Source organism: Actinomycetospora aeridis (assembly GCF_037400275.1).
GTDB classification, from domain to species: Bacteria; Actinomycetota; Actinomycetes; order Mycobacteriales; family Pseudonocardiaceae; genus Actinomycetospora; species Actinomycetospora aeridis.
In genome coordinates this window covers 44,040-61,526 of sequence record NZ_JBBEGL010000005.1, presented here as the reverse complement: position 1 = coordinate 61,526, position 17,487 = coordinate 44,040, and the positions used below count along the sequence as shown (strand labels likewise).

The following is a 17,487-nucleotide window of genomic DNA, read 5'->3' as shown; positions in this document are numbered from 1 at the left end:
TCAGCTCCTTGTCGTGGTCGTGCGGAGGGGTCGTGCCTGCCGGGCGCGGTGGAGGAGCCCGGCGACGGCGAGAGCGGTGGGGGCGTCGAGGCAGGCGACGGCGGTCAGGGCAGAGCGCTCGTCGTGGCCGAGATCAAGCCCGACCAGGGGGCGGACCAGGGCGTCGATGTGCGCGCCGAAGGCGCGGACGTCCTCGCGCCCGGTCATTGGTTGTCCTCGGGGACGTCGGCGGCGCGGTCGGTGGCGGCGCCAAGCTGGTGGGCGAACTCGCCGGCGCTGCTCGACACCGCGGGCCCGAGGGTCGGGAAGGCGGCGAAGAGCAGGACGAGGGTCACGACGCCGGCGACGAGCGCGGGGGCGGCCTTGTGGCTCTTCACCAGCAGGGCGGTGACCAGGCCAGCGATGATGACGATGGCGATGAGGTTCATCAGGCGGCCCGCCGTCCGTGGGCCTGGATGCGGTCGACGTACTCGCCGTAGTCGCCGAGGTAGGGCACGCGGATGCGTTCGCAGTCGCGGCCGAGGCCGGAGAGGTAGGCGACGCCGGGCGCGGCGTTGGCGTGCTCCTGGCCGAAGGGGCGGGCGTCGGTGCCGTGGAGCATCTCCAGCGAGTCGGCCGGAACGCGGAACGAGAGCCGGAGGGCGAACTGGTCGCGGGCGTAGCCGCCGCCGACGGCGGTGGCCTCGAAGCGCTGGGCGAGCATCAGGACCCGGAACGCGGCCTTGCGGCCCTCGGAGAGCAGGCGCAGCACGGCGGTGCGGATGCGGTCGCCGAGCGGGATGCCCTCGCCGCGCTTGGGCTTGGGGAGCCCGTCGGCGGCGCGCAGCAGGCCGGGGAACTCCTCGAGCACCACCAGCACCGTCGGGGTCTCGGGCGTGGGCTCGATCTTGTCGCGGCGCGGCGGGATGGTGGCGAGCCGGCGGTCCATCTCGGCGACCAGGTCCTCGAGCAGCACGGCGTGTGCTTCGAGGTCGTGGGTGCCGGTGACTTGGTGGGGTCGGTGGGCGGTGTCGTCCCAAGGGCGGCCGAGCAGGAGCCCGGTGATGTCGGAGCCGGCCACGAGCACGTCGGGGGCGGCGGCGAGCTGGGAGAGCAGCCCGTAGCAGAGCACGGTTTTGCCCGACCCGTTCTGGCCTTGGGCGGCGAGGTGGCCGGCGTCGGTGAGGGCGTGTCCGAGGGCGATGCCGTCCTCGGTGCGCCCGAGGATCACCGGGTCCGCGCCGGAGGCAACGGCGAGCGAGGGGAGACCGAAGCCGTCGCGGAGAGGGTCGTGGTTGAGCACGGTCAACCGGACCCAGCGCCCGGCGAGGGGCTCGACCCGAAGGCCGTGGCCGCCGAGGGAGTGCGCGAGGCGGGGCCCGTTGTCCTTGCTGGTGAAGTCGACGGGTTCCTGGCCGGCCATCAGCTCGACGGTCAACGTGATGGGTGGGCCGCCGTGCACGGCGCCGACGCGGGGGGTGCGGACCGTGATCCCGGCGGCGACCGAGACGTACTGGCACAGGCGCAGGGCGGTGCAGGCTTCGCGGAACTCGGCGGTGATGCCCTGGGCGAAGACGTGGTGTGCGGCCCACGCGTCGCGTTCGGCGCGGCGGGCGCGCCAGCGGCTGATGAAGCCGGGCGGGCGGCGGTGCCCGGCGGCGGGTGGGCGGGTGCGGTCGAGAGCTCCTGTGGTGGTCATGACCGGCTGCTCCGGTGGGTGCGGGCGCGCTGGCGGCGGGCGCGGGAGGGGGAGGCGGCGACCTGGACCTGGGTGACCTCCCAGGTCGAGGAGCCGCAGGCGGGGCAGCGCTCGAGGGAGAGCTGCACGACCCCGTCGCCGGAGTCGTCGCCGAGGGGGGCAGGGGTCCACTGCTCGACGCAGTCCGCGGCGCGGCAGGTCAGGACCAGCTCGTCAAGCAGCGCCGCGGTCCGGACCTGCACCCGGGAGTGAGGTGGGCGGGCGGGGGCGGCCATCACGCGGCCGCCGTCTCGTCGCCGGCGGGCTTGCGGGCCGGTCGAACACCGGTGGCGCCGGCGGGGCGGATGGCGGTGGCGGAGAAGGACACTTCGATGCCCTTGGCGCCGTTGCGGGCCGGGCGGACGCGGGCGTTGAGGTCTTCGAGTTCGACTTCGGTGTAGGGCTCGAGGTCGGGGACCTCGTGGCCAATGACGCGGACGCCGTGCAGCTCGAGGCGGCCGTCACGACCGGTCGGGAGCATGACGTCGTGGATGGTGATCGGCGCGCCGGTGGCCTCGTCGAGCAGCGGCAAGCCGGTGTTCCGGCGGCCGGTGGGCCCGTCCTCCCAGCGCTCGAGCTGCTGGCAGTAGCCGGTGGCGACGGCCTTCATCCGGGTGACGTTGATGGGCGCGTTCAGCTCGTACATCGGTGTGCTCCTTCGGTGGGTCAGGCCGCGTCGGGCGGCTGTTGGCGGGTGTGGGTCTCGGTGCCGCCGCGGGCGAGGCGGCGGCGTTCGGTGGCGGTCAAGCCGCCCCAGATGCCGTGGTCCTGGCGGGTCTCGACCGCGTAGGACAGACACGTGCTCCAGACCGGGCAGCGGGCGCAGACGGTCTTGGCGCGGGCCACCTGGGCGGCGATGGCGCGGCGGGTCCGGTCCTCGGTGACCGGGAAGAACAGGTCCGGGTCAGCGTCTCGGCACGCCGCTCGGTCGGTCCAGGGCTCCATGTCGGCCTCATTGACTAGACAATGCAGACGTTGGAGAGCTTGATGTGCCACTTCGCTTCACGTCAAGTAGACGGAGCAGATTGCCTAGACAATGTTCGGTAACAGGGCCAGACTGAAGCCATGACCAGCAGAGGCGCCGGCCCGATCTACCAGCGGATCGCCGACGACCTGCGCGCCCGCATCCAGAGCGGCGAGCTGGGCGCGGGCGCCAAGCTGCCCACCGAGCAGGCGCTGACCACGGACTTCGGCGTCACCCGCGCGACCGTGCGCCAGGCCATGCAGGTACTGGTCAACGAGGGGCTGGTCGTCTCTGAGCGTCCGCGCGGGCACTTCGTGCGCCAGATCGAGCGGCTGACCTACCGCCCGCAGAAGGAGTGGCGCGATCGGCCCGCGCACCCCGAGCTGGACCAGTTCATGGACGAGCAGGTCGAATTGGGCCGCAAGCCCTCACAGACCATCGCCGTCGAGCTGGCCGCCCCGCCAACCGACGTCGCCGCGCGCCTCGGGCTCGCCGGGACCGACACCGTGGTCGTCCGCAAGCGGGTTCGCTACCTCGACGGCACCCCGTTCAACACCAACGACTCGTACTTCCCGCTCGAGCTGGTGCAGGGCAGCGAGATCATGCACCCCGCCGACATCGGCCGCGGCGCCAACCAGGTCCTCGCCGAGCTCGGCGCTGAGCAGACCCACGCAGTCGACGAGATCGAAGTCCGCATGCCCACTCCTGACGAGGCCAGCCGGCTCGAGATCGGGCTGGGCGTGCCGGTCGCGATGCACCGCGTCACCGGCTACACCGACGACGGCCGGCCCGTCCGCGTCGTCCGCAACGTGCTCCCCGGCGACCGCCACCTCATCGCCTTCGAGCGCACCCGCCCGACCAAGACAGAGAAGGACGATAAGCAGTGATCGTCCGCAGCGCTGGCCCCGACGACCTCGCGGCCGTCCTCGACCTCTTCCGAGAGGCCTCCCGCTGGCTCGCGGGCAGGGGCATCGATCAGTGGCAGTGGGAGCCCCGGGTAGAGCAGGTCCGCTCTGACATCGAGCAGGGCAACGTCTTCGTCGGCGAGGACGACAACGGGCGGGTCATCGCCACCGTCACCGTCGACACCTTCGCCGACCCCGACTTCTGGCGACCCGAGGACAACCCGGGCAGCGCCCTCTACATCCACCGCATGATCGTGACCCGCGACCACGCCGACCGAGGAGTCGGCGACGAGCTGACGCGTTGGATGGAGGAGTTCGCTGGCGCCCTTGGTTACGACCATCTACGCCTCGATTGCTACCGATCCAACACTGCGCTGCAGGACTACTACCGCAAGCATGGGTGGACTCATATTCGAACCGTAGATGCGCCATGGCGACCGTCTGGAGCTCTCTTCCAGCGTCCCACTACGCGGGTGCGTGCGCTCTCGAGGAGCAACGATCGAGGGGGAGATATGGCAGAAGAGTCAGCGGATAGCCCCCGCAGCTCACAACAATCGAAGTTCGACGCGTTGCGCTCGATGTCACGTGAAGTCGGAGCAGCTATGCGTGATGATTGGTCGCAGGCTCAGCGGTCAAGGCGTCTTCGCGAGGTGTATCAAGAGCCCGTGCTTGACGGCGCAGACGTCGTTCAACTGCTCCACTCCGTAGGAGACCGTGTGCAGCGCCTCGACCCAACGAAGTTGGTGAAGGCAAGCGACGACCAGTCCACAGCGCTCGTTGCGGACCTCATTCGGCTATGTAACTTTCTGCGCCGACCGCAAGTTTCCTCGGCGCGGCGCCACTTATTCCGGGCGCTCGCCCAGGGACTTCGCCAGCTTGTGTTCGTAATTCCAACGATGAAAACAAGCGAGATCCGAACTGCTAGTCTCTATACTCCGCCCGAGAAGATCGACCGTGGGGAAATCAGTATTCGCGAGTTTGGACGATTGATCAAAGAGCATGCTGAGGGTATTGTCAATCCTCTAGCTCGGACTGAGTCTTCGTTCCGCGATCTAAAGCGCCCTGTTCAGGGTGTCGATGAGTACGATAGTTGTGGTGAGTATCCGGTTTCCCTGGGCGAGGGCCTCTGTCGACTACACGCGACTCTGTCAATGAACATTGTTCCGCCCGCGCGCGAGAATGCTTATCGTACTTACCTCCTCTTGGGCATCGGAGGATTCCTCTCCATCTTTCTGGCGCCATGGCTTCGGATTGGCGACAAGGATCTATTCAACGGCGTTTCATCCTTCTTGGTCCCGATGTTTGGGTTGCTGTTGTCGTCGTCAGCTATGTGTGCCGCAATTCGCTTCTTGCTGGTCGAGCAACTGGGGAGCTATGCGCTAGCGAGTGCGCGGACGCTCATGAAGTCGACAACGGCGGTTCTCGCACTCTTCACTCTACTTTTTGGAATCGGCTTGAGCGACAAGAACACTTCGGGAATCCCGGTCCTAATAGGTTCCGTGCTCTTTCTCGCAACCGTTGCTACTACAGTATCCTCCGATCACATGGTGAACCTTGCAGACGCGCGATTGAAGGAAATTGCCAACTCGGACCTTCGATAGCACGGACACGCACGCGCGGAGAATCGAGCAGCGCTTACTGCTTGATGTGCATTCCGCCCGGTCCTGCGACTTAGATTCTCAAGCTTGTGGTGTCGTCCCTGCTGGAGCAGGGGGCCGTGCAAGATCAGCCCCGCGCGCACCATCATAATGAGACTTGTGAATGATGGAGTCCTCCTGTCCGCCCTGCCGCGTGCGATTGCGGCAGCGGTCCTCGTGCAACTCTTCTTCGGACTCGTCAGGACGAAGTGGCCCTCAAGTTACTATTCGTCCAGTGAGGTCTTTGTCGAGACGATCTCCCAGACGTGGTATCGCTACTTCTTGTTCCGCTTTGGTCCCGTGCTTGTAGCGGCACTTCTTGTGGCTCTTACAGGTGCAGATGACCCCGCGCAAGTGCTGACGAGCGTGGTCATCTTCGGTTTAGTGCATGGGTTCGCTACTGTCGGCCGAGCACTAGTCCTATCTGCGTTCCGAAAGTCTCTCACTGTTCGGCAAGTTGTTGTGGACCTCGCCGTTTTCGTGCTGATCGTTCTCGTATGCTTGCTTGGGGGTTTAGTAAGTCCGGCCCTTCGTCGGTACGTTCCAGGATTCGACAAGTACGTCGAGGTCCTGCTGACAGGTGCTGTCGCGGCAATGGTGTACGCGTATCTATCGAAATGGACCCAGCCCGATGGTCTTTACGAAGATGGTCCGGCACTATTGGCTCGCATCCCAGAACGACTCCGCCTGCTCACGGAAGGAGCAGCGGCGAGGAACCTGGTCGACCGGGACTTGGCGCTTGCCGTCCTGGTGACAGAGCTGAAACAGCGGCCGGCATGGATACGGAGGCTTGAGCGAGCGACGCCCGCGACTTCAAAGACGCATGGCCCGTTCCAGAATCTTGCAAGAGCTTCTGCGACGGACCAAGAGTCTGTGGAAGCTGCGATGCAGAATCTCTCCAACGCCATCTTGTCGCGCCGCGATGGCGGCCCGCGCTCGGGACGATTGCAAGCTGAGATCGAGCGTCACAACAGGAGCGACAACTTCCTCGCGGCTTGTGAATCGGCTTTCCATGCGATCGCGGCCGAGTCGAGCCCATCGTCGGAGGCGACTGGACGCGACGGTAGTCCGATGCTGCGGTGTACGTCGCGTACCCGACGGGGACACCAATGGATAGTCCGTGGAGACTTCTCTGAACCAGGTCGCGATCTCTTCGGCGTCGCGTCGGTCACGACGACCCCTGAAGATTGCGAGGTCTCGCTCCGTGAAGGCCCCACCAGGCGTGAGTGGGAGGCCCGGGTGTCGGTGGACAGCAGCGAGCTATCAATTGGAGTCCGGAACGAAGACGACCCGACTCTGCCCGCAAGGCAGGGGGAATCCATAAATGTCTACTTGTACTAGCTAACGGCGCCACCGAGTTCTAGTCCGATGGACGTGGTTGGAGCTCGCACCCCACGGCCCTCGAAGCTAGTCCGCGTTGCGCAAGCCACCGCTGGGCGCCCTCTATGCCGCCTGCCTCTGCGGCTACGAGTAATTCAGTCTCGCGCTGGCTCCTAGTCAGCCACTCCCAAGTGTTGATCGTCAGCGCAAGGCGCACTTCCGCGCCCTGATCTTCCTCGGCGATCTCTTCGTCCGTCGCTTCTTGGCCGAGGCGAGCGAGACCCCGAAGGTCGCGACTGCCGCGCGACCAAGTGAGTTGGCGCCGCCCGTCGGACGCTTCCTCCCACTCCCACCACCGGGCGAGGTCCTCTGCGCGGTAGATGTCGACAGCGTCAGCGAGCAGCTGCATGGGGGTGCGCCCGCCTCGGCTGCGGCCGTGCTTGCCAGCGGCGCCGGTGACTTCGTGGGCCATCTTGGTGAAGTAATCGGCGAGGTCGCCCTCGCCGAGCTGGGCCTTGCGCAGGTCCCAACCGTGCTCGTCGGAGGCGTCGAAGCCCTTGCGCTCCAGGGCTCGGCGCCACCGGCCGAACATGCGCGCCCCGACGCCGGCGGTGACGAGCTCGGCGGAGACGTCGTCGGCGAAGCACAGCAGCGCGTGCACGTGGACGTGCCAGCCGTTGGCGCCGTCGGTGACCTCCACGACCCGCGCCCAACCCAGCAGCCCGCCGAACAGGGCGGAGTCCTTGACCCATGTCGACCCGGAGGTGACGGCGGCCCAGGCATAGCCCAGCACGTCCCAGCAGCCCTCCTTGGCCTTGATCCCGGCGAGTTCGATCTCCTCGGCCTCGGCGGCGCGCTCGTCGACGTCCCACCCGTTGGCCTCGGCCACCTCCCGGTCAGCGCGACGCTCCTCGAGCAGGTCCCGCCGCCGCCTGTCGCCAGTGGACAGCCCGAGGCGGTCGCCGCGGGCGTGGCGCATGGTCAAGGTGAGCATGAACGCGCTGCCACCTCGCTCGTGGACCGCGCGCATCACCGCGGCGAGGTCGTCGGCGCGGCGGGTGGCGACCTTGACCGCGCAGACCGGGCACGTCCACACCGACCCGCAGTGCTTGAGCCCGCCATAGGCCGCCGACCGGGTGCCGTCCTTGTTCGTGATCACCCCCAGCGTCGGGCCAGCGTCCGGGCCGCCGATCTTGTGGCCGCACTGCTGCACCCGCTTCAACGACGAGATCGGCCGGAGCTGGCGCCGGCGACCCCAGCGGTCACGGCGACGGGACTGGGCACGTTCCTGGCGCTGCGTCTCGATGGACTCGGCACCCTTGCCCGCACCACCAGCACGCCCCGGACCACGACGGTTCGGGGTGTGGTCCTCGCGGCGGCGCCGTCCGGGTCGAAGAGCTGTTACCCCTTTACCGAGAACCCGCCCGCTCACCGGGCACCACCCACGGTCAGAGCCGGCGCTGGCGCGCCGGCGTGGCCCGGCCCTGCCGGGCCACGCCTCCCCGCACCCCCAATGACTGCGTCGGGGGCGGGGCGGCGGACCCGGGCGGGCCAGGCCACCAGCCGGGCAGCGACAGCGACGACCTGGACCACGGCAGCCACCAGGAGCAGAACGAGGCTCGGCCTCCGGCGGCCAGACGCTCCGCCCTGGACCAGGGCACCGACCTCAGGAGAGCCCACCCGTGCCACGAGCTCCGGGACGAGAGGGTGGTGGTCGGGGCGGGGCCTCACCCACGACGACGCGCCCGAGGGCTGCCAGACCGCCCGCACAGCCGCAAGCGCCACCCGGCAGCACAGCCGCCGGCCACCGAGGACAGGGGCGCTTGCACCCGCACGACCGGCCCGGCAGGGCAGAGCCCGCGCCGCCGAGGGAGAGACCCCGGAGCCGGCCCGCGTTGCAGAGTGGCGATCGAGTACCCCGTGCGGCGCAGCGGTGTCCGGTCTGTCACGCTGGCATGGACGGCGAACGAACTCAGTGTCCCGACTTGGGGCATCGGTCAACCAAGCGGCCGTGAATTGAGCAGCGCGAACAGCGGTCCCGGTCGCAGCATCTACTGGGTCGCCGGGAGGCCGCCCGTGTCCGATACCGCCGACGGGCGAGCACTGCCGCCCCACGCGATCACCAGCGCGACCAGCATCCTCATGGAGCGCTACGACTGCTCCGAGGACGACGCCACCGAAGTTCTCGTCGACTGGGCCCTGCGCACCGGGATCGGCCTCACCGACGTCGTCGCCTGGCTGATCAAGGACGCGACCGGCGCAGCGCCGACCGTCTGACCTCCGAGCGGGTCGTTCGCCTTCGACTATCCACACCCTGGGCCGTCGAGGGCCCGGCGACCTCACGGGTCCCGAGAGCGTCGGCTCAACAGAGACGCCGACCGCCGGTGCATCACCCGAGCCGGCTCGAAGCAGGTAGGCACGGCTTCGCGGGCAGGCCCCGTACCGAGCATCCCCCCGCTTCGGTGCGGGGCCCGTCTCGCTGCCAGCCCCTCGGACATCGCGCCAACTCGCGCGTCGACCACTACCTCGGCGAGGAGCGCCCGTGCCGGAACTCGAAGACTGTGTCGACGTCGACGATCTCGACACACCACCGGTAGGGATTCCGACGCTCTCGGAGTGGCTGCGCGACCAGGACGTCATCGACCTCGCCGGCGTCGCCCGTGCCGCTCGCCTGGTCGACGGGTCGTTCGGTCGCCACCTCCGCAACGGTGCATGACCCAGGCGGTAGCGACGCCGCAGGACCAGCGCGTCCGTCCTGTCTCTCGACTCGACTCTGCCCCGGCATGTTCGTCGCCGCCGTACGTGGAACGCAAGGTCTGTACGGTCGGGTCGAGGGGTCCACCCAGCGGCCCACCACCGGTCTGTGTCTCGGCGTGCTTGCCCGAGCCACAAGCCGACCCTCGCCCGAGGGGGCTCCGATCCATGCCCATCCCGAGCACTGACCTGGCTCTGACCATGCGGGAGACCGCGCAGGACCTCATCGATCAGCGCAGCATCCGCAACCGAGACACTCTGTTGGGCCAGCTCGTCGTCTCCGCGGTCAAGCTCGTCCCGGCCGCGATCGGCGGCGGGCTGACGCGGACCCACGAGCGCACCGTCAGCTCCAATCACGCCACCACCGAGGTGGTGCAGAAGCTCGACGAGCTGCAGAGCCGCTTGCAGGAAGGGCCGTGCGTGAGCGCGGCCGACGATCCGCCCGCGAACGGGGCTTTCGTGGCCTGCGACATGCAAGGGGCCGACGCCGAGCGATGGCCTCGATTCGCGCCCTACGCCGTTGAGGCCGGGGTCTATTCGATGCTGTCGACCTCTGTGGTCAGCGAGCGAGGCGGCCCCCGCAGTGCGCTCAACCTCTACTCCGACCAGCCCGAGGCCTTCGACACCAGCGACGTCGTCACCGCCGGACTGTTCGCCACGCAGGCCGGCACGCTGCTCTATGGCGCCGACCACACCGCGAATCTCAGCGTCGCCCTGGAATCTCGCGACGTCATCGGACAGGCCAAGGGCATCCTGATGGAACGCTTCACCCTCGACGAGGAGGAGGCATTCGCGATGCTGGTCGAGTCCTCGCAGAACACCAATCTGAAGCTGGCCGCCGTCGCGAGCTGGCTCGTCAGTGAGGCCAAGACGCGGAGAGACAACGCCCGGGGCTGACCACGCCACTGGTAACGGTGCGGCTCCACACGGCGACAAGTGGTTCATCTGCGGCCGGACAGGCCGGAGCAACGGCCGAGTCGGCCCAACCCGTCGGGGGAACCACGAATGTCTGTCGTGCCTGAGTCCGGCCCGCGTCCGCCGGCCAGCGGTCGTCACTCGACGCCCTCGCCGCAGGTGGCCTTGCAGGTTCAGGCGCAGGGCCCGGGTGCCCCGATTCAGAACATCCCCGGCTCGTCCGAGGTGACCGACCGTCTGTTCGTCCCGCAGGAGTACCGGCAGCCTCAGGCGAAGCCGGCCGGCGCAGAGCTGGCCCAGCGCCCCAGCGCGGGGATCACCCAGCCCGCGCACCTCGGACTGGCGATGAAGCGTCGCAACCCCGTCGGCGTGTGGCTCGGCCTGCCGCTGATCACCTCCGGCATCTACACCTACGTCTGGTACTACAAGATTCACCGCGAGATGGCCGAGTTCGACCGGCGCCGCGTCGTCCCGGTCGCCGGACCGATGCTCGTGCTGCTCTTCCTGAGCTGGACGATCGTGGCCCCGCTGGTGTCGCTCTACAACACCGGCAACCGCATCGCCAACGCCCAGCGCGCCGCCGGCCTGCGCCCGACCTGCAGCGCCGGCATCGGCCTGCTGCTCTGCTTCGTCTTCGGGCTGGTCTCGCTGTACTACCAGAGCGAGCTGAACAAGATCGCCGACTCGTACGGCGCCCCCGCAGGCACCGAGGTTCCCCTCCGCGGCTGAGTCCGCGGCCGGTCGGTAGCGGCAGGCGGCCGTTGGGGCTGAACGGCGCGCTCCACGGAACCACCACGGAACAGAATCGCGATCATGGACGCCGTGCACGCACGTCGCTGCAGGTGGCAGCGGTGGAGACCAAGATCGTTCGAGATCCTGCGCAAGGACCTCCGTGCCCGTGAGCAGGCTCCCGCGTAGGGCTCCGGGCGCCGCAGCTTGCGCGTGCGCGGCGCCGGCGGGTAGGAGGGACGGGTGGTGGCGCGTTCTCCCGATCTGGTCGACGTGGCCACCGGTGTGCTCATGGAGCGGTACCGCCAGGACGTCGAGGAGGCCTCGGCGATGCTGGCGACGATGGCGCGGAGCCACGGTCGCGACGTCGCCGAGCTCGCCGCCGACCTGGTCGCCGCCCCGCGCACGGAGCATCTCGGCGCGGCGTCGCTCACGGTGAGCTGCGCGGTCTCGTTCATCGAGGCGAACGCCCATCGTGACATCGGCACGGCAGAGATCGCCGCCGCCGTGCACATCGGAGCCCGCGGGCTGCAGCAGGCGTTCCGCAAGCACCGCGGGCAGACCCCCTTGGGACACCTGCGCCAGGTCCGGCTGGAACGTGCCCACCGCGACCTCCTCACGGCCGACCGGAGTGATCGGGTCACCGTGGGGGACATCGCCAACCGATGGCACTTCGCGAACGCCGGCCGGTTCGCGAGCGAGTACCGGCAGGCCTTCGGGTGCTCTCCCAGCCGGACCCTCCGTACTCCGGCCGTCCCCGGCACCCCCGACTTCTCCGCGCTGCACCGGCGTGCCCACGACGCCGTGCACCGTGCCAGGGACCTCCACGGCCGCGCGGTCGAGGCCTCGTTGCGAGCCGTGATCGCCAAGGCCCGCGCCGAGCACCTCGCGATCTCGCCCGTCGTCGAGGCCTGCCTGCACCTGCTCGCGGCCCAGGAGACCGCCGCGTCTCCCACCCAGCAGCCGTCGACACCACGGGCGACCACCAACGGGACCGTAGGCCCTCGAGTGTCGCGCTGAGCGCCCGCCGTCCTTGCTCCTGCACCTGGTGGCAGGCCGAGCCGGGGGCCTATGGTCGGTCGGTGACGGCGGACCGGGACATCGAGCTCGGGATGGTGCGCGCCCGCGTGCGCGCCCGGATCGAGAGCTCCCGCACCCTGATCGGACGGGCGAGGACCCGCGCCGCGGGCCACGACCGGGACGCCACGGTGGCCCGGGCCCACGCGCGCGACCACCTCGGCCGCATGATCATCAGCTGGATCGCCGTCAACGGATTGGCGACGCCGACGGCCGCCGACGGGAGCGAGGACGTCCTCCGGCTCGTCCTCGACGCGACGCGGGCGCTGTACGACGAGTGCTCGTCGATCAGCATCACGACCGTCGACCAGCTCGAGGGCGACGCACGCCCGTACTCCACTGCCCTCGGGACGGGTGTCGCGCCGTCCGTCGACGCGGCGCAGTACCGCTTCCGCGAGGGGCCGTGCGTCGACGCCCTGGAGATGGACATGGTGAGCGCCGTGCGGGCGGACGACCTGACCGGCCGTGGAGACGCGGAACGGTGGCCTCACCTCAGCCGGGCCGCCGATGCGCTCGGCGTCCGGTCGGCGCTCTCGATCGCCGTCCCCTGGAGCGCCCTCCGCTGCGGCCTCCAGGTGGATCAGCGCGCGGTCGGGGCGATCAACCTCTACGCCTCCGCGCCGCGCGCCTTCGGGCAGACCGAGGTCCAGGCGATGATGCTGGGTGCCTGGGCCGGGTCGGTGATGAGCGGGAACGAGCCCGCCGCCGTGTTCCACGGTACGGAGTGACGGTCGTGGGCGGCGATGCCGATCGGCGCGACGTGCGGGCGACGGACGCGGACGTGCGCGAGGGCGATGCCGACCGCCGGGACGCCCGGGCCGACGAGCGAGATCGGTTCGCCGACGAGCGCGACCGGCGCGCGGACGAGCGCGAGCGCCGGGCCGACGAGCGTGAGCAGCGCGCGGACCAGCGCGAGGAGGCGCTCGACGCGCTGGCGCGGTCGGCCGGGGCGGTGACGGCCGACCGGTTCGACCGGTCGGTCGCCGCGCTCACCCGCGCGTCCGAGGCGACGGCCCGCTCCAACGACACCATCGAGCGGTCGCGGGAGGCGCTGCACCGCTCCCGCCGGGAGATGGAGCGCGACCAGGCCGACGTCGACCGCCAGGTCGATGCTGTCCGTCGAGCGGCCGAGGCCGACGCGCAGGGCCAGGACCGGCCGGACGGCGCCTGAACGCGCTCGGCCATTACACCATCTCGGCCGGCGGCGGGGGCCGCTCCGTCGCGAACGGCCGAGACTGCTCGTTCAGGGTCTCCGCCGTTCGTGCACGGGATACCGTCGCGCCGGGGATCTGAATACCTTCACGAGGCGATGACCGAGGTGCTCGTCCCCGTGCACCGCCACCACATCACGACCGACGATCCCGACGTGGCGGCGGCGCACCAGGCCGCCTACGGGCGCTTCCGTCACGAGCCCGTGCCGCGGGAAGGGTTCGCCTTCGGGCTGGACGCGGCGTTCGCCGGCCCTCTCGGCATCAGCCGGTTGCGGCACACCGCCCGCTTCCGCGCTCGCGTCGACCCGCTCGACGGTGTGGTCGTGGTCGAGGTCGTCGGCGGCGGGGTCCGGGTCGCCACCACGGGGCACGACACGTCCGGCCCGGTGATGCTGGCGCCCCACTGGTCGCCCCACACGGTGCGCTGGGAGGGCGTGGACCTGCGGCTGACGACGCTCGACCAGGCCGAGGTCGGCCGGGTCGGCGCCGAGGTCTCGGGGCTCGACCCGACCGCCGTGGTGTTCGGGTCGATGACGCCGCGCTCGCCCGCGCTCGCCCGGTACTGGAGCGAGCTCGTCGACCACGTCGACCGCGCGCTCCTCCCGGACGACGAGCTGATGTCCTCGCCGCTCGTGCGCGGCGAGGCCCTGCGGCAGCTGGCCGTCGGGGTGCTGCTCGTGTTCCCCAACAGCACCCTCGGCGACCGGCAGGCCGAGGGCCCGGGCACCGCACAGCCGGCGACGATCCGCCGCGCCGTGGCGTTCATGGACGCGCACGCCCAGGAGGACATCACCCTCGGCCAGATCGCGGCGGCGGCGAGGATCGGGCCGCGCGGGCTGCAGGCGGCGTTCCGGCGCCACCGCGAGCAGTCGCCGCTGGACTACCTCCGGCGCACCCGGATGGAGCGGGCCCACGACGACCTGCGCAGCGGCGACCCCACCCGCGGCGACACCGTGGGGATCATCGCGGCGCGCTGGGGCTTCGCCAACGCCGGCCGGTTCGCCGTCGAGTACCGGCAGCGCTACGGCTGCTCACCCCGGGAAACGCTGCGACGGTGACGCTCCCGTGTCGCGCGCGCCGCTTCCACCGCGCACGACCGGTGGTGCACCATGGTTCCGTCAAGGCCGGTTCAACCCGGAGCCGCCGCGCCCGCGACCGCGCCTCCTCGGGGGACCACATGTGGCTGGACCGTGACCTCATGGCCACCATCGCCGACGACCCGCCCGAGACCTCCACGGCGTTCTCGGAGTGGCTCGGCGATCAGGACCTCGAGCACCTCGCCGCGCTCGCCCGGGCTGCACGTGCCACGGGCGAGTCGTTCGGTCGTCTGCTGCGCGCGGACGGACGAGGCGGCTGGTCGTAGACGCGAAACGCATCACCTGCCCGCTTGACGAGGACAGTGCGAGGAGGGACCGTCGGTACGGGCGCGAGCGTGCTCGCACCCGGCGCGACCGGTGGCGGTCGGTGCCCGGGCCCCGTCGGTCGCCCTCCCCCCGCGTGACCGACGGGGCTTCGCGCCGCTCGTACGGTGGGATCGTGCAGCCGGACCGGACGCCCCTGGTCGTGACGGCGAGCGCGGTTGCCGCTGCCGCCGTCGCGGCCACCATGCTCCTCGCGGGGAGCGGCGGGCTCGCGGCCGCCGCCACCGTCGTGCTGGTCGCGGTGCAGGTCGCGCTCCTGCTGGCCGTGCACGCCGGAGCGGTCCGCGCTCGCCAGTTCCTTCTCGCCTGGTCGGCGCAGGCGGGGCTCACCCACCTCGTGGCGGGCGAGGGGACGGTCGAGTCCGCGCTCGTCTACCTCGGGGTCGGGCTGCTGTTCGGCGCCGTCGTCGTCGTGGGACTCACGCTCTGGCGCCCCGCGGTACCGGAACCCGCCGAGCCGGGGCGCAGTGGTGACACCCAGCCGCTCCCCGTGGACGGGGACTGACCCCTCGTCAGTTCCCGAGCGACGCGTCCAGCGTGATCGTCGTGCCCGCGAGCGCCTTGGAGACGGGGCACGTCTGCTCGGCCGTCTTCGCGAGCTCCTGGAACTTCGCCTCGTCGACCCCGTCGACGTCGGCGCGCAGGGTGATCGCGATGCCGCTGATCTCGAAGCCGCCGCCCTTGGCCGGCGACAGGGTCACCTCGGCGCTGACGTCGATGGACCTCGCGGTCAGCTTCTCCGCGCCCAGCACGCCGGACAGGTTCATGGCCAGGCACGACGAGTGCGCCGCGGCGATGAGCTCCTCGGGGCTGGTCTGGCCGTTGGGGTCCTCGGCGCGGGTCGGGAACGAGACGTTGAACTGGCCCGCGTTGGACGAGTCGAGGGTCACGTGACCCGTCCCGTCCTGCAGGCCGCCTTCCCAGTGCGTGGTCGCGTCGCGGCTCGGCATCGTCGCCTCCTGGCGTCTCGAGAGTGGGTTCAACCGGCGGACGTCTCGCCGTCGACGCCGCGGTAGGCGATCGTCGAGGCGGTGAGGGTCCGGAGGAGCACGACGAGCTCGCGGCGCGCCCGGCCGTCGAGACCGAGCGCGCAGCCGATCGCGCGGGGCACGTGGGTGACGCGGGCGCGCAGCGCGCGACCGGCGTCGGTCAGGTGCACCGTGACGGTCCGCTCGTCACGAGTCGCCCGGCGCCGCTCGACGAAGCCGGCGCTCTCCAGCCGCTTGAGCAGCGGCGAGATCGTGCCGTAGTCGAGCGAGAGCGCGGCCCCGACGTCCCGGACCGTCCGCGGCTCGGACTCCCAGAGGGTCAGGAGGACGAGGTACTGCGGATAGGTCAGCCCCAGCTCGGCGAGCAGGGGCCGGTAGACGTCGGTGACCGCGCGGGACGCCGAGTAGAGCGCGAAGCACGCCTGCTCCTCCAGGAGCAGGTCGTCCTCCGTGCCGTCGTCCGTGCTCACGTCGATGAACCTAGCGCACGATCACATCGTGCACAATTTATCGACGGACCTGCTTGCGGCCCGAGACCTTGTTGTAGATCACCAGCAGGATGATCGCGAAGATGATCGAGCCGATCCAGCCCACGGGGTTGGTCAGCGTGATGCGCCCGGTGAAGAGCGAGAAGACCAGGCCGCCGACGACCGAGCCGAGGATGCCGAGGCCGATCGTCGCGAGGATGCCGATGTTGTCCTTGCCGGGGACCAGCGCGCGGGCGATGAAGCCCACGATGAGCCCGAAGACGATCCAGCCGAGGATGGTGAGGATGGTCATGACCGCTCCGTTCGGGAAGTGCGATGCCGTGCAGCGGCCACGTTCCCCTGTTCCCGCGGGCTCAACCAGTGCCCGGAAGCGTTTCCTGCGTTTCCCTGTGCTTCACCCGACGGCGCCGGTGACGGGCACACCGGCCGGTGCCGCGCCGTCGGGCGCGAGGTCGACGAGATCGAACACGCGCATCGACGCCGCCCGCCCCGCCGAGCAGGTCAGCGGGGTGGGCGAGGCGACCCACCGCTCGCGCACGACCACCATGACCGGTCCGCGCTCCGCGCCGCCGTCGAGGCGCACCGCCGTGTGACCCTCCTCGCGGGCCTCGACGTCGAGCACGCGCAGCGCGTCGATGTGCGACTCCTGGAGGGCGAGCCGCGCGTGGTGCTGGGCGGCCTGGGCGGCCGGGCTGAGGAACGAGCGCCCGCGCACCCAGAGCGTGTCGACCTCGCCCGCGGCGTAGCGCTCGACGACGGAGACCGCCTCGGTGGCGGGCACGCGGCCGAGGACGAGGCCGTGGGGGAGCAGGACCACGTTCGCGGCGAAACGGTCGCCGCCGGTGTGCGTGGTCTCCCACGTGCGCTCCGGGTGCACCGCGGCGAGCTCCGCGGCCACCGGGCGCCCGCGCATGGCGCAGCACGCGTCGTGCCGGCCGTGCGCGCAGACCAGGTAGACCGGCTCGGGGGAGGGCGTCGTCGCGGCCTCGACGTCCGCCAGCGCCGCCGGCAGGCCCTCGGGGGACGACACGCGTCCCCACCGCACCGACTCCGCCCCGGGTGTGGTGTCGACGACCGCGAACCGCCCGCGGTCGGCGAGCGGCTCGCCCCGGGCGCGCGGCCGGCGGATCAGCTGGAACCGGGCCCCGCGGGCACGGCAGAACGCGTCGACCGCGTCGAGGACCCCGGCCGGGTAGCCGGCGTCCCCGAGCGCCTGGTGGCCCCAGGGGCCGGGGTGCTCGACCAGCAGCCAGCACCGGGCCGGGGGCGCGGTCGCGACGAAGGGATCGTCGCGGTCGCGGGCGGCGTCCGAGCAGCGGAAGGACGCCGTGCCGTCCGGCTCGCTGGAGGTCATCCCCCA

General features: G+C 70.5%; 24 protein-coding genes. 13 read left to right on the top strand and 11 right to left on the bottom strand.

Annotated features, from left to right (window positions below; all coding sequences use genetic code 11):
• From WCD41_RS18455 to WCD41_RS18430, 6 genes are read right to left on the bottom strand one after another with little or no spacing between them, the layout of a single operon-like run.
• Entirely contained in the window at positions 1 to 207 is a 207-nt protein-coding gene (locus WCD41_RS18455; protein WP_337715025.1) for a hypothetical protein, read from the bottom strand.
• Positions 204 to 428: a hypothetical protein gene (locus WCD41_RS18450; RefSeq protein WP_337715023.1), complete on the bottom strand. Its 225-nt coding sequence runs from the start codon at positions 426 to 428 to the stop codon at positions 204 to 206. The genes WCD41_RS18455 and WCD41_RS18450 overlap by 4 nt, the downstream gene beginning before the upstream one ends.
• The gene (locus tag WCD41_RS18445; RefSeq protein ID WP_337715021.1) at positions 428 to 1,678 is read right to left on the bottom strand and encodes a hypothetical protein; all 1,251 of its coding nucleotides are present in this window, start codon (positions 1,676 to 1,678) and stop codon (positions 428 to 430) included. The genes WCD41_RS18450 and WCD41_RS18445 overlap by 1 nt, the downstream gene beginning before the upstream one ends.
• Complete coding sequence (locus WCD41_RS18440) at positions 1,675 to 1,920, bottom strand: hypothetical protein (RefSeq protein WP_337715020.1); 246 nt, start codon at positions 1,918 to 1,920, stop codon at positions 1,675 to 1,677. Before WCD41_RS18440 ends, WCD41_RS18445 begins: the two co-directional genes overlap by 4 nt.
• 32 nt (positions 1,921 to 1,952) lie before the next feature.
• Entirely contained in the window at positions 1,953 to 2,363 is a 411-nt protein-coding gene (locus WCD41_RS18435) for a hypothetical protein (RefSeq protein WP_337715018.1), read from the bottom strand.
• Positions 2,364 to 2,383: 20 nt separating this feature from the next.
• Positions 2,384 to 2,662: a WhiB family transcriptional regulator gene (locus WCD41_RS18430; RefSeq protein WP_337715016.1), complete on the bottom strand. Its 279-nt coding sequence runs from the start codon at positions 2,660 to 2,662 to the stop codon at positions 2,384 to 2,386.
• A 120-nt stretch (positions 2,663 to 2,782) separates the two neighbouring features.
• Here WCD41_RS18430 and WCD41_RS18425 point away from each other — a divergent pair, with 120 nt between their 5' ends.
• The 3 genes from WCD41_RS18425 to WCD41_RS18415 all read left to right on the top strand — a co-directional run bounded on the left by WCD41_RS18425 (position 2,783) and on the right by WCD41_RS18415 (position 6,564).
• The gene (locus WCD41_RS18425) at positions 2,783 to 3,568 is read left to right on the top strand and encodes a GntR family transcriptional regulator (RefSeq protein WP_337715013.1); all 786 of its coding nucleotides are present in this window, start codon (positions 2,783 to 2,785) and stop codon (positions 3,566 to 3,568) included.
• Complete coding sequence (locus WCD41_RS18420) at positions 3,565 to 5,187, top strand: GNAT family N-acetyltransferase (RefSeq protein WP_337715011.1); 1,623 nt, start codon at positions 3,565 to 3,567, stop codon at positions 5,185 to 5,187. The genes WCD41_RS18425 and WCD41_RS18420 overlap by 4 nt, the downstream gene beginning before the upstream one ends.
• Before the next feature lie 213 nt (positions 5,188 to 5,400).
• Positions 5,401 to 6,564 (top strand): hypothetical protein, encoded by a 1,164-nt coding sequence (locus WCD41_RS18415; RefSeq protein WP_337715009.1) that lies wholly within the window; start codon positions 5,401 to 5,403, stop codon positions 6,562 to 6,564.
• 19 nt (positions 6,565 to 6,583) lie between these two features.
• Here WCD41_RS18415 and WCD41_RS18410 read toward each other — a convergent pair whose 3' ends face one another.
• Positions 6,584 to 7,765 (bottom strand): hypothetical protein, encoded by a 1,182-nt coding sequence (locus WCD41_RS18410; protein WP_337715007.1) that lies wholly within the window; start codon positions 7,763 to 7,765, stop codon positions 6,584 to 6,586.
• Between the two features lie 854 nt (positions 7,766 to 8,619).
• Here WCD41_RS18410 and WCD41_RS18405 point away from each other — a divergent pair.
• From WCD41_RS18405 to WCD41_RS18360, 10 genes are all read left to right on the top strand, one after another.
• A complete protein-coding gene (locus tag WCD41_RS18405; protein WP_337715006.1) occupies positions 8,620 to 8,820 on the top strand; it encodes an ANTAR domain-containing protein in 201 nt (66 codons plus the stop codon).
• A 265-nt stretch (positions 8,821 to 9,085) separates the two neighbouring features.
• A complete protein-coding gene (locus tag WCD41_RS18400) occupies positions 9,086 to 9,259 on the top strand; it encodes a hypothetical protein (protein WP_337715004.1) in 174 nt (57 codons plus the stop codon).
• A 239-nt stretch (positions 9,260 to 9,498) separates the two neighbouring features.
• Positions 9,499 to 10,194, top strand: a complete 696-nt coding sequence (locus WCD41_RS18395) for an ANTAR domain-containing protein (protein WP_337715002.1) — start codon at positions 9,499 to 9,501, stop codon at positions 10,192 to 10,194.
• Positions 10,195 to 10,437: 243 nt separating this feature from the next.
• On the top strand, positions 10,438 to 10,941 hold the full coding sequence (locus WCD41_RS18390; RefSeq protein ID WP_337715000.1) for a DUF4234 domain-containing protein: 504 nt from the start codon (positions 10,438 to 10,440) through the stop codon (positions 10,939 to 10,941).
• A 246-nt stretch (positions 10,942 to 11,187) separates the two neighbouring features.
• On the top strand, positions 11,188 to 11,961 hold the full coding sequence (locus tag WCD41_RS18385) for a helix-turn-helix domain-containing protein (RefSeq protein ID WP_337714998.1): 774 nt from the start codon (positions 11,188 to 11,190) through the stop codon (positions 11,959 to 11,961).
• A gap of 62 nt (positions 11,962 to 12,023) precedes the next feature.
• Positions 12,024 to 12,746 (top strand): hypothetical protein, encoded by a 723-nt coding sequence (locus tag WCD41_RS18380; RefSeq protein WP_337714996.1) that lies wholly within the window; start codon positions 12,024 to 12,026, stop codon positions 12,744 to 12,746.
• Positions 12,747 to 12,751: 5 nt separating this feature from the next.
• A complete protein-coding gene (locus tag WCD41_RS18375; protein ID WP_337714994.1) occupies positions 12,752 to 13,189 on the top strand; it encodes a hypothetical protein in 438 nt (145 codons plus the stop codon).
• A gap of 138 nt (positions 13,190 to 13,327) precedes the next feature.
• Entirely contained in the window at positions 13,328 to 14,287 is a 960-nt protein-coding gene (locus WCD41_RS18370; protein ID WP_337714992.1) for a helix-turn-helix transcriptional regulator, read from the top strand.
• Positions 14,288 to 14,427: 140 nt separating this feature from the next.
• Positions 14,428 to 14,592: a hypothetical protein gene (locus tag WCD41_RS18365; protein WP_337714990.1), complete on the top strand. Its 165-nt coding sequence runs from the start codon at positions 14,428 to 14,430 to the stop codon at positions 14,590 to 14,592.
• 173 nt (positions 14,593 to 14,765) lie between these two features.
• Complete coding sequence (locus WCD41_RS18360; protein WP_337714989.1) at positions 14,766 to 15,155, top strand: hypothetical protein; 390 nt, start codon at positions 14,766 to 14,768, stop codon at positions 15,153 to 15,155.
• A gap of 7 nt (positions 15,156 to 15,162) precedes the next feature.
• Here WCD41_RS18360 and WCD41_RS18355 read toward each other — a convergent pair whose 3' ends face one another.
• From WCD41_RS18355 to WCD41_RS18340, 4 genes are all read right to left on the bottom strand, one after another.
• Entirely contained in the window at positions 15,163 to 15,600 is a 438-nt protein-coding gene (locus WCD41_RS18355) for an OsmC family peroxiredoxin (protein ID WP_337714987.1), read from the bottom strand.
• Between the two features lie 29 nt (positions 15,601 to 15,629).
• Entirely contained in the window at positions 15,630 to 16,109 is a 480-nt protein-coding gene (locus tag WCD41_RS18350; protein WP_337714985.1) for a MarR family winged helix-turn-helix transcriptional regulator, read from the bottom strand.
• Between the two features lie 37 nt (positions 16,110 to 16,146).
• Positions 16,147 to 16,419: a GlsB/YeaQ/YmgE family stress response membrane protein gene (locus WCD41_RS18345; RefSeq protein ID WP_337714983.1), complete on the bottom strand. Its 273-nt coding sequence runs from the start codon at positions 16,417 to 16,419 to the stop codon at positions 16,147 to 16,149.
• A gap of 102 nt (positions 16,420 to 16,521) precedes the next feature.
• Positions 16,522 to 17,481 carry a ferredoxin family protein gene (locus WCD41_RS18340; RefSeq protein ID WP_337714981.1) on the bottom strand — a complete coding sequence of 320 codons (960 nt, stop codon included), beginning with the start codon at positions 17,479 to 17,481 and terminating at the stop codon, positions 16,522 to 16,524.
• Positions 17,482 to 17,487: the final 6 nt, after the last annotated feature.